Source organism: Roseomonas chloroacetimidivorans (genome assembly GCF_049629625.1).
GTDB classification, from domain to species: Bacteria; Pseudomonadota; Alphaproteobacteria; order Acetobacterales; family Acetobacteraceae; genus Roseomonas; species Roseomonas chloroacetimidivorans.
Genome location: NZ_JBNBZS010000131.1, coordinates 1 through 10,472 on the forward strand (window position 1 = coordinate 1; position 10,472 = coordinate 10,472).

The 10,472-nt window shown below is 63.4% G+C and carries 12 protein-coding genes and 3 pseudogenes; 10 read left to right on the forward strand and 5 right to left on the reverse strand.

What is annotated here, in order from left to right; translation table 11 throughout:
• Positions 1-150 precede the first annotated feature (150 nt).
• Complete coding sequence (locus ACO1BU_RS34080; RefSeq protein ID WP_424140363.1) at positions 151-396, reverse strand: transcriptional regulator; 246 nt, start codon at positions 394-396, stop codon at positions 151-153.
• A 139-nt stretch (positions 397-535) separates the two neighbouring features.
• The gene (locus ACO1BU_RS34085) at positions 536-796 is read right to left on the reverse strand and encodes a hypothetical protein (RefSeq protein WP_424140364.1); all 261 of its coding nucleotides are present in this window, start codon (positions 794-796) and stop codon (positions 536-538) included.
• 117 nt (positions 797-913) lie between these two features.
• Between ACO1BU_RS34085 and ACO1BU_RS34090 the strand changes: the two are divergent.
• A pseudogene (locus tag ACO1BU_RS34090) lies at positions 914-1,150 on the forward strand (ABC transporter substrate-binding protein); the annotation flags it as partial.
• Between the two features lie 1,405 nt (positions 1,151-2,555).
• Here ACO1BU_RS34090 and ACO1BU_RS34095 read toward each other — a convergent pair.
• On the reverse strand, positions 2,556-2,822 hold the full coding sequence (locus ACO1BU_RS34095) for a hypothetical protein (RefSeq protein WP_424140365.1): 267 nt from the start codon (positions 2,820-2,822) through the stop codon (positions 2,556-2,558).
• Positions 2,823-3,008: 186 nt separating this feature from the next.
• On the opposite strand from ACO1BU_RS34095, the gene ACO1BU_RS34100 reads away from it, so the two are divergent.
• A complete protein-coding gene (locus ACO1BU_RS34100; protein WP_424140366.1) occupies positions 3,009-3,239 on the forward strand; it encodes a hypothetical protein in 231 nt (76 codons plus the stop codon).
• A gap of 250 nt (positions 3,240-3,489) precedes the next feature.
• Complete coding sequence (locus tag ACO1BU_RS34105) at positions 3,490-3,873, forward strand: YsnF/AvaK domain-containing protein (RefSeq protein ID WP_424140374.1); 384 nt, start codon at positions 3,490-3,492, stop codon at positions 3,871-3,873.
• Here ACO1BU_RS34105 and ACO1BU_RS34110 read toward each other — a convergent pair.
• Positions 3,857-4,075: a hypothetical protein gene (locus ACO1BU_RS34110; RefSeq protein WP_424140367.1), complete on the reverse strand. Its 219-nt coding sequence runs from the start codon at positions 4,073-4,075 to the stop codon at positions 3,857-3,859. The two genes, ACO1BU_RS34105 and ACO1BU_RS34110, sit on opposite strands and share 17 nt — an antisense overlap.
• Positions 4,076-4,928: 853 nt before the next feature.
• Here ACO1BU_RS34110 and ACO1BU_RS34115 point away from each other — a divergent pair.
• The 5 genes and pseudogenes from ACO1BU_RS34115 to ACO1BU_RS34135 all read left to right on the forward strand — a co-directional run.
• Positions 4,929-5,750: pseudogene (locus tag ACO1BU_RS34115) on the forward strand (IS5 family transposase).
• A 117-nt stretch (positions 5,751-5,867) separates the two neighbouring features.
• Positions 5,868-6,344 (forward strand): hypothetical protein, encoded by a 477-nt coding sequence (locus ACO1BU_RS34120; protein WP_424140368.1) that lies wholly within the window; start codon positions 5,868-5,870, stop codon positions 6,342-6,344.
• 1,199 nt (positions 6,345-7,543) lie between these two features.
• Entirely contained in the window at positions 7,544-7,768 is a 225-nt protein-coding gene (locus ACO1BU_RS34125) for a hypothetical protein (RefSeq protein WP_424140369.1), read from the forward strand.
• Between the two features lie 482 nt (positions 7,769-8,250).
• Complete coding sequence (locus tag ACO1BU_RS34130; RefSeq protein WP_424140370.1) at positions 8,251-8,961, forward strand: IS6 family transposase; 711 nt, start codon at positions 8,251-8,253, stop codon at positions 8,959-8,961.
• A gap of 68 nt (positions 8,962-9,029) precedes the next feature.
• Positions 9,030-9,286, forward strand: a pseudogene (locus ACO1BU_RS34135) (integrase core domain-containing protein); the annotation flags it as partial.
• Positions 9,287-9,421: 135 nt separating this feature from the next.
• Here ACO1BU_RS34135 and ACO1BU_RS34140 read toward each other — a convergent pair.
• Positions 9,422-9,664 carry a hypothetical protein gene (locus ACO1BU_RS34140; protein ID WP_424140371.1) on the reverse strand — a complete coding sequence of 81 codons (243 nt, stop codon included), beginning with the start codon at positions 9,662-9,664 and terminating at the stop codon, positions 9,422-9,424.
• 215 nt (positions 9,665-9,879) lie between these two features.
• Between ACO1BU_RS34140 and ACO1BU_RS34145 the strand changes: the two genes are divergently transcribed.
• Together ACO1BU_RS34145 and ACO1BU_RS34150 are read left to right on the forward strand one after the other, a co-directional pair.
• Positions 9,880-10,011 (forward strand): hypothetical protein, encoded by a 132-nt coding sequence (locus ACO1BU_RS34145; RefSeq protein ID WP_424140372.1) that lies wholly within the window; start codon positions 9,880-9,882, stop codon positions 10,009-10,011.
• Complete coding sequence (locus ACO1BU_RS34150; protein ID WP_424140373.1) at positions 9,995-10,126, forward strand: hypothetical protein; 132 nt, start codon at positions 9,995-9,997, stop codon at positions 10,124-10,126. Before ACO1BU_RS34145 ends, ACO1BU_RS34150 begins: the two co-directional genes overlap by 17 nt.
• Positions 10,127-10,472 lie beyond the last annotated feature (346 nt).

Consider the following 10,472-nt stretch of genomic DNA (forward strand, 5'->3'; position numbering starts at 1 on the left):
CGCCGACGCCGCTCGACCCCGCTGATGATCTCCATCCCACCCACCTGCCCTTACCGACACTCTTACGAACGTCAGTAAGATCAGCGGGCACCCAGGCCAGGGAAGGCGGCCGTCGGCGGATGGGTACCCTTGGTGGAGGAACGCTGAGCCTTAACGAACCCGTCCGGGCTCGACTTTCCGCAGCCGCACGCCGGCGCAGCCACCGTTCTCGGGGATGAGCTCGACTCCTGCAGCCTCCAGGGCTGCGCGGATGGCAGCAATGGTCGCCTCGCGGGTCAGTTTCTGGCCAGTCTCGAAGCCGATGATCGTCGACACACAGCTATTAGCCTGAAGGGCCAAGCGTTGCTGGTGCCAGCCGAGGAGCTTCCTGGCCGCGCAACACTGTTCGGGCGTCATGATCCGCCTCTCCGAAGGCGGCCTCCCGGGCCCTCACCGTTCTCCGCCAAGGAGATAACGCCGGCTGCCCCGAAGCGGCGCGGATGCCCGGCCCACCTTATCCGGCCGCCAGCACCGAAGCTCGTCCCAGTTAATATCCTTAGTGGAAGCGCAGCTCTCCCCAGGCAGGATCCCAAACCCCGAAAGGGTCGATGATCACGAGCGGCGCCTGAAGCGCCTGAGCCTTTCTGATCCCATCATTGATCGCCAGGGTCGCGGCACGCGGAACGAGACCTGGACCGCTGGGCAGATCGCCCGTGAGGGAGAGTTCGCGGTGACTGCCGGGCGCCACCACGACGCCGACCAGGTTCCGCTCATTATCTTCCGTGAGATGGACGGCGACTTCCTCCGGGAGAGCCACTTGACGGCTTCCGAAGATACCTCGACCTAGCATTTGTTCCTCCCGGCCGGTCTAAAGCCGGCCAGGCATCCTCCTCTAACTCCGTGCCGCCTGTCTAAACATAATCGGCGAACGCGTGCTTGGTCTGGCTGGCCCACCGCGCCGCGACTGGAACAGTTGCGGGAAGCCTGGTTCAAGGCCGATGACCTTCCGACGCAGAAGCGCATCGCGTCTGAGATGCAGGGCGTCGCTTTCGAGGAGGTGCCCTATATTCCTCTCGGACAGTGGTCGCAGCCGACCGCCTTTCGGTCCAACCTTACCGGCCTGCTCAAGAGTGCCAATCCGCTGTTCTGGAACGTTCGGCGAAGCGCGTGACCGGCTGAAAGGAGAGTGCAGCGGTAGTCCCGTGTTTTTGCCCGCTCACGCCCCGAACTGCGCCCCCTTAGCTCGACTTCCATAAGGCATTTCGGCAGTCCGTGTCGTCGTCCGGGTCGTCGGTTGAGCGGGGGCATGCCGGGCGAGGGCGGCCCCGGGGGCTGCGCTGCAAAGTTTGCAGCGCGCCGCAGATGCCCTGGATAGCGGGCGGATCAGGCTGCAACCTTGAGGCGGATAGGACGCGTCCCGGTGCCAACGGCACCACCCTCCTTTATTTCTCCTTCTTGGATATTTACCTTCCCGATTTGTACCCTCTAGTCCTATAACTTGATAAGTTTTCGCCAGTGCTTCGCGCGGACGGATGCGACTTCCGCCAAGGCCGTCTGGAAACACAGCATAGAAGCTCTGGCTAACTATGTACGGACGCCGGTCTTGCCGCTGCCGACTGACTGCTCGCACACAAGCCAAAATGTTGAAGGCCGCCCCCCTCCCCGCCCACGGGTGGCGTGCCTGCCGCCGGGCTGCTTGCATGGGACGCTCCGATGACCTCTGACTTACGGGCAATAAGCAAACAGCTTGCTATGAGGGCGCGTTCTCCGCGCAAGGCAGCGCTGAAAGGCGGACATCTCATCATCGGGAGCGAACTGCTCGACTGCTTCGTACTGAACATGTCGGATACGGGGGCGCGGGTCAGCTTCCGCAATCCGGTCGTGCTTCCGGAAGGGATAACTCTGAGGCTGAGTGATGGCTCAACCTATCCTGCCATCCGCGTCTGGGCGCACGGAACGGAAGTTGGGCTCCAGTTCACGACTGCCCCTTCGGCCGCGGAGCGTATTGCGCCCCTGTAGGCCTGCGTCTTCTGCCGGCCCGTGTTTTACCCCCGCAAGTTCTCAGCACATCCTGCAGGGCGGCATAGGCCAGCTACTCCACGTGATCATGGACGATCACCGTGCCATCCTTGCGGTTCTGTCAGCTTGCGCCAAACCTGACGACGTGATGAAGGCCGAAATCCGCCTACGCCGCTCCAGGGATGGCGAGTGCCGCTGCGGCAAGACGGAGGTGAAGCAGACGACGACGGCGCGCGGCGGCATGCTGGCGACGGCAAACACGGAACCGGAGAAAGGCACGGAGTTCGTCGTGGCTTTGGCAGACGAGCTTTGCCAGCTTTCGCGCCAGAGCTGCCGTCACACGCCGACTGATACGGCCGATCCATGCGCTATGGCGATGCGACGCCGGCGATCGGCGTTGAAAGGCATGGCGGGCGTCCGTCATGCCTCGAGGAACTGCCCTGTGCCAACCTACCGCCGTGTTGCCTCGACCGCCGGTATGGACGCATTGCGCCCTATGCAGGTTTGGGCTCATGCGACGCCGACCTACTCTGGGCGGCCGAGCTCGAGCATGCGGTTCAGCACGTCTGCGGCGACGGCTGCGTTGCAAAGTTTGCGGCGGGCCGCGGATGGCCTGGATAGCCAACGGACCAGGCAGCAAGCTGGAACAGCTCGGCGACGAGGATGGCTTGGGCCCGCATGTCGCGCCCGTCGATCTTCGGAAGCTGTCCTTTCCTCATCATCACCTCGTAGCCTGCCAGTGTTCGTCCTGCCGTATGGAAACGGCCGAAACCAAGCCCCGGTCTAACCAGGCGTTTCACACGCTGATAGTCTTGTTCCACCATTTTATTGGAAGATCTTCGCGATCTTCGGGATCATGCTGCTGGGTTCCATCGCCTCCATCTTCGGTGCACTTCGCGGCACCCGGGGCCTGCTGACGTTCAGCAGCGTGCACCGCGGCCTGACCCCCGCGGCTGGCGGCGGGACCCGTGGGCCACGCCGCCCTATTCCCGGAGAGGAAAGGGCTAGGCATGGACGGAATCGACGGCGAGGGCACCGCATCAGCGATTGGGCACCCGCTTGACCGAGCCCTGGACGGATCTTTCGCAGGCCGACCTGCTGGCCGCTCCGATGACGACCGGGGAGTTCCAACACCGCTGTCGAGCCAGACTACCCACGTGAGCGACATCGGAACAGGCACGGCAATTCCGACCACCATGCGGGCCGAAACTGCCAAGGCGGTGATCCCGATCGATGAATAGATCCGCCATATCGACAACCGCATTATTGAGACTGGCAAGGTGCAGGTCTCGCTGCCTACTGAAACGATGCATGATATCGTCGGCGAAACCCTGCACACGCGCCGTAGTGAGGTCGGCATGGCAGCCGGCGCTATCACATCGCCTCCTGCCCAGCCTCTTTCGGCCCAGGCGACCATCACCATGTCGGCCGTCAGGACGGTGATGGGCACGGCGCCCAGAAGTGAGGTGATTCCGATCGCCGGAGGGGACGCTGCGCGTCGGCAAGCGCACCACTAAGGGCGGTCGGGTCCGTGCGAGGTCCTATATGGTCGAGACGCCGGTCAAAGAAAGCGTGTCGCTACGCGACGAGCGCGTCGACGTGGCGCAACGCTCCGTGGATCGGCGCCTGACGGACGCCGACCGTACCTTTGAGGACCACACAATCGAGGCGGCCAAGAACGCCGAGGAAGCGGTGGTCTCCAAGGAGCCCCGGGCGAAGGAGGAAATGGTCATCCGCACGGATGCCGCCGAGCGTGTGGAGACGATCAACGACACCGTGCGTCGCCAGGTGGTCGAGATCGAGAACGCGCACAAGGCGGGTGCCGCCAGCAAGCTCCCTGGCGTGGCGACTTGGCACCTCACCCAGCAGGTTTAAGGGGTGTGGTTCCGCTATCGTCTGAACTGGGGTCGACGCCTTCCTTGCCGGAGCCGTAGCCTTCCTCAGTCCGCTCCATCGCTTCCTCGATCGACGGCGCCGGCGCGTTCCGGTGCTTGCCGGGGTCCTTGTTCCAGCTTCGCTCGCTGCTGGCCACGGCCTTGTCCCAATCGCCGGATACGGGCTTGGCTTCGTCAGGCATGTGCTGGTTCTTTCAGGTTTAACTTAGGGTTGCTCTGACTTGAGACGCTGCTGGCTATGCAGCGAATTCTCATATGGGGTGCCACCAAGCGACGTGTGATGGGGAGCGGCGCGAATGCCAACTAGGCCCAGGCGCTCTCGTCCCGCAGTGTGAGCCTTGATGGCCCGAGAAGGGCGGACAGGGATGCCCGGCGCCCCCTTTGCTTGTCTGGGGCCTGCTTCGTGCCGGCTCAAACAATATTGAAAGTGGCGCAGAAACGACGGCTGTACGCCTTCTGCGAATCTGCCGTGTCCCCCCCCAGATGTCCGGACCTATTGAGCATTCGTGGGTGGGGCTTCGCTTCCGCATCGAACAGAGCGAAGCGTCAGCACGCGGCAAGAGGCCTTCTCCCTCTCGCACTACCCTGACCACCTTTTGTCAGGGCTCTGCGTCGTAGGATCCGGATGATTAGGTCCGTCCCAGGGACCTGACGACGACCCCGAGCGAGCCACTCTCTTCCGCCCAAGTACAGATCCGCAGCACGGCTGCCCAGCACCCCGCGCATCTGGCCGAAGCGCCACTGAAGCTCCCGGCCGCCTGCCCGTAGCGCGGTGCTCCAGAGCAGGCCGAGGCCGTAGTGTTGGGAGATACCTACGCCCGGTGGTGGGAACGACGACGGTGGAGCGCAAGCAATGCCACCTCTGCCTAGCAGGGCACGCAGTAGGTTTTACCCCGTCATCCATGCGTGGTGAATGCTATCGCCATTCTCACGGGCAACCCTCATGGCCAAATGACGACTGTCAGCTGCCTGGGGCGCTTAGTGCCCGTTTGAGAATAGCTTGGTAGGGCTCGCGCCGGGTGACTCAAGCTCGGGATGTCGACCCGAGAGACACGTGGGCGGATGGCCAAGCTTCCCGTAAGACTAAACGCTACCCGTCTGATCTGACAGACGGGGAGTGGGCGCGGATCGAGCTGCTGCTGCCCCGCCCTGCGCGACGGGGCCGCAAGCTCTCGGTGGACCTGCGCGAGGTGCTGAACGCTGCTCGCTACCTGGCCCGGAGTGCCGGAGGCTGGCGGATGCTGCTGGTCCACTTCGGGCCTTGGCAGACAGTGTACGGGTGGTTCCGGCGCTTCGTCCGGCGCCTGTTGTTCCGTACCATCGACGACGTGGCCTTGATGCTGGACCGCGAGGCGGCCGGGCGGGAGGCAAGTCCCGCTGGTGGCGTGCTCGACAGCCAGACGGTCAAGGCGCCCTTTAGCGAGGTGCGAGGCTGTGACGGAGGCAGGCGGGTCGTCGGGCGCAAGCGCCACGTCGCCGTGGACACAGACGGGCGATTGTTGACAGTGAACCTCACCTCTGCCGACGTGTCGAACAGCGCTGGCGCGCAGGAAATCCTGGCGGTCGTGCGCCGCCGCTGGCCGTGGCTGAAGCATCTCTTCGCGGATGCGGGCTGGGACCGGACGGAGCTGATGGATAATGCGGCGCTCCTCGATTTTTCGTCGAGATTGTCTGCAGGCCCGGCCCGAAGGACGGGTTCCAGATACTCCCGCGTCGCTGGGCGGTGCAGAGGACCTTCGGCTGGATAATCCGCTGGTGGCGCCTGGATCGCGACTAAGAGCAACGCATCGGTATCCCGAAGCCATGATCCACGTCACTACGGGCGCTCTTCTGCTCCAAAGAGTCGACCGTCGATAGTTTCTCAAAAAGTTACTTAGGTACTTCCCTTGCCACAGCACTGCCGTCTAATGAGCGCCTTACAAAGCGGGGAACGCGTAGCCACGTAGAGGTTGCACTTTCCTCCGAGGTAACACCGTGTCTCAATCCGATGCATTCGCCCTCGGCGAATCGGAGTTCAACAAATTCCTGTTCGCCGAGGTTGGCGTTGAATCAAACGGAATGACGTTGAGTGTCCTCTCGACCCTTGCGCGTCTTGGCCATGATCCCTGGCAGCAGGCGGGGCAACTGGCAGCAATGCCGACGGCAGCCGCAGTGGGCACGCTGGCCAGGATCATTGCCACGGTGCCGAACTGCCCTTGGCTACTTCCAGACGCGAATGCGATTGCCACGCGTTTGGTTGTTCTTCTGCCAAAGCGCCAAGACTTACCTGCTGCGCCATCAACAAAGTTTGCGCTTGGTAGCTTTCAAATGTCTTGGTCACGGGCAGTCTTGCTCGCCTTCCTGGCGGTTTCCATAGGTGCGACGGTGTTGTCACTGGGCGGCGAGCAAGAGGTGATGCCTCATGCCGACGGCTTCTCTCTCGGAGCGAGCGAGGCACCAATCTCCCCCTGAGCACCCGCGGCAAGGGCAAGGTAGGTTATGCCGCCTCCGCACCGAGAGATGCTGATCCAGTCCATCCGCGGGCGGACCGACCGGAGAAGGCTAAGGACGGCGGCACCGAGCGCGCGGGCGAACTACTCGGGCTCGTTATTCGCGTCACCCTGCCGTTCGATGGCCTCAGCTGTTACCTCGTCAGAAATGCTGGTAAGCGTGGCTTCGAGTGCGGTCGGTTAAGCTCCTGGTCCGGGAGATATAGCTCGTCCAGCGGCCTCTTGCCTCAGCGGCTGCGCCGTCCTGGCTTCGCCCGCTTCCGGCGGACCTTGGTCGTCCTCCATCTGGAGAATTCCAGAGATTTGGCCTTCCTAGGAGAGACGCACCCGATGCCAGAATTGCCGGCGTCCACGGCTGTCAGCAGCTCTACTCGGCAGGGGTCGGCCAGCCTCTTCCTTTTACAAGGGGCGCCGCAGGTCTGCGACAGGTGCATCCGCAGGAACTGCCCAGCGTGGCGGCTGGATAGGCGTCGAGGAGCCTCGGGCCGTTTCTGGCAGGCTTCGACACGTACTTTCTGCACCGCCGATGATGACGACCGCGTCCGAGCGTGCCTCTCCGAGAACGGCCCGACCCGATCAGGCACATGTGACCTGACGTTCAGGTCTTGATCTACCGCGTCCCTCAGAGCTGATTGGAGAGCAAGATGGCCAAAGGTCAGAAGCGAAGCAGCCGGGGGCCCAGGAAGCCGAAGTCGGCGAAGAAGCCGGCCGCGGCGTCGGCAACTTCCTTTCTGTCCGCACTCAGGACGACCACGAAGCCGACTGGAGCGAGCCGTTGAGGTGTCCGCCCCTGAGGCCCCCAGCGACAATGGGTGAGCAGGAACTACCACTCGTGCGGTTCGATGTGCGTGATCGAACCCGGCGCATCGTATGCGCAGTCTCGGATGAGGCGCTCGAAGCAGTGTCCGACCTGCCAGCGCCCTGCACTGACCTGATGCGCCGGCGGTCCTTCGATCGGTTTCGCAGCCTCATTGATACTGCCGCAAAGCTGAAGCTTTCCGCCATGCCAAGCGACTTCCCGGGCCCTATGCTGCTCTCGTCCGATGACCTGCGGCGTGTTCCGGCAGAGCAAGGCGTACCAGCCTTCGGAAGTAACTGCTGGACGATGCGTCGCGTGCCTTATGTAAGCTTTCAAGAACCGCATAATGGGTTTCCGAGATGATGGACGAGCTGCCGGACGCGATCCGGCGCTATATCGAGACAGGACAGGCAACGACGCTACCTGTGCGCGGTCACGCCTACCTGGGCGCACTCCAGGCGCGACTGCGCGACCGGTGGCTCAGCGCTGAAGCACGTGGTCGTCTCACGCAGGTAGAGAGGGAACTGCAGGATGCCCTCCGGCCCGACGATGAACCTGCCGGGCACTTCACGACCGACCGGGATTAGGTTGACGCTGCTGCACCCTGAGACTGCTGCAGCCCGTCTTCTCGCGTATTCTCGTAATGACGAGCCGACGCTTCCGACTGAACCCAGCCACCTGAACCGAGCGAAGCCAGCGGGGCATTCGGACGATCCCAGCCGGATGGCGGTGCGGTTCACGAGCGGGTGGATTGGTCCACCGGGCGGCATCCTCCTTAAGCCTGGTTGTGGCGGCTCTCAGCTTTCGCATGCTCTCCTCTCTTGATTCGAGGCGGTAAGCGCCATGCACCGTCCGGTAGAGCACAGCATCGGCATCGGTGGGGTTCCCGATGCGCTCGTGCCAGAGCTCCGTGGTGACCTGGCTGGGGACGACGCTGGTGGCCGACTTGGCAGAGCGCTTCTGTCGCAGTTACGACGAACTCCGTAGGCACTTTCGCCCTCGCGTCTGTTAGGCATTGGCAGGTTAGCGCGCAGTGGCCGGAATGACTGAGCCGGGGCAGTCTGATGGAATGACGCCAGACCCCGCCACCTACCCTGGATACCGCTTTCCGGCTGAGGTCATCTGTCATGCCGTGTGGCTCTGTCATGTGGTCAGCCTGAGCCTGCGGGAAGTGGAGCTGATCCTGGCCGAGCGGGGCACCACCGTCATGCCTGAGAGCATCCGGCACTGGTGCCGCAAGTTCGGTGCGGGGCTCGCGGCAAAGCTGCGGCGGCGTCGGCCGAAGCCGGGCGACACCTGGCACCTCGATGAGGTGTTCCTGCGCATCAGCGGTGTGCTGCATTACCTCTGGCGCGCGGTGGACCAGCACGGCGTGGTGCTGGACATCCTCGTTCAGGATCGGCGGAACGGAAGTGCAGCGAAGCGGTTCTTCAGGCGCCTGCTTGCCGGTCTCAAGTATAAGCCCCGCCGGCTGGTCACTGACGGGCTGAAGAGCTACGGCGTGGCGAGACGCGAGCTCCTGCCCGAGGTGCGGCATTCGAGCAGCCGGCACTTGAACAACCGGGCGGAGAACTCGCATCGGCCCACCCACCGTCGAGAGCGCCAGATGCAGCGCTTCGCGTCAGCCGAGCAGGCCCAGCGCTTCCTCTCAGCCCACAGCATGATCCATGGTCATTTTCGTCCACGCCGGCACCTGATGACGGCTGTCGAGTACCGGCGCGCCCGGATGAAGGGCTTCCGGATATGGCGCCAGGAGACGTGCGCCCTGGCTGCCTCCTGACGCGGCCACGGTCGTCCTACGCGGCTGAACTCACCCTCTCATTAAACAACTTGCCAATGCCGTCCAGCGGCCTTGAGCTTTCAGTCGGCAGCGTCGGCGACAGCTATGATTACGCCCTCGCCGAGACCGTCATCGGCCTGTTCAAAACCGAGGTGATTCGGCGCCGGGGGCCCTGGCGCAGCATGGAAGCCGTCGAGTTCGCCACCCTCGGCTGGGTCGACTGGTTCAACCACCGCCGCCTCCTTGAACCAATCGGCAACATGCCACCGGCCGAAGCAGAGGACGCTACTACGCCGGGTTGAACGAGCCCACTCTGGCGGCGTAACCCAGGTCAATCAGCCTCCGGCAAACCCGGGGCGGTTCATGTTCAGTGTCCGACAATAAGGGATTATCGGACACTGGAGGGGTTACTGTAACCGGCCCCTGCAGGCTGTTCCGCCGTCTACGGGCAGTAGCGCGGTTAGGTGCTCGGGGGACCAATATGCACGTGCGGCGGCTCCGTGTAGCCAGCCTTGAGATGCAGCATCCTCTCAGACTTCAGCATCACGATGACACAGGCTGCCATACCCAGAAGCAAAGTAAGGAAGGGCCGGTGAAGAAGCGCAGCCGCCATAAAGGCCACCGCGAGCACCCCGGCGCTGAGGAACGTGTTGCGGCCGATCAGTGCCCAAAGAGGATCGAAGATCTTGAAAATGGAGCTCATGATCGCTGCCTCGCCTAATTATTTTGGGTCACGCCCAGGCTCGCGGTGCGAGGCTGCCATGACTGGCAAGTATCGCGCCGAATAGGGCCACAGCGGGGTTACATCCTTCGCACCTTGGAACATTTCCGCCCGTTTGTTCAGATCATCCTTGTCCCCGGTCCTTTGTTCCCCGATCAGGCTTGGTAATGACAACTACGCATGATGGGGGCTGAGACATGGCGCTCGACCTTCCAGCCGAGTTGGCGACCTTCACCGCCGCCCTGGAGAGCTGGTCGATGGAGCTAACCTTTGATCCCGATAATCTTGCCAGCGTCGAGAGGGCCGTGGCTGATGGAAGGAGCCATTGACGCCCTGGCTGCTCCCTTCGCGGGCAACACCCTCGTGGAGAAGAGGGCTGAGGAGATGAAGGAGCGTTACCGCGGGGCTATCCGAGAGAAGCAGCCCAACGAAGGGCCGGAATGAGCACCACCCTTCCTGCCGTTACCTCCTCTGCCCTGGCGCCCGCGGTGGTGGCGTGGCTGGAGGAGCATGCCAAGGCTGCGCGCGGTGCTCTCGCTTTGTAGACGGAGCGGGCCCTGCGCAAAGCCTCAGCCGCCTTTACCGCCTGGGCCGGCCAGAAAGGCGTTGGGCCCCTACCCGCCTGCGCCGCCAACGTCGCCCTGTACATGGATGAGCTGGCGGTGCTGCGCGGCAATCAGGATGAGAACGGCCCGGCGATCAGGATGAGAATCGCCGCCGTGGTCCCGTAGGTCGGGCGTAGCCCGGCCGGGGGGACCACGGCGGTGAGGCGCGATCCTGACAAGGGTCT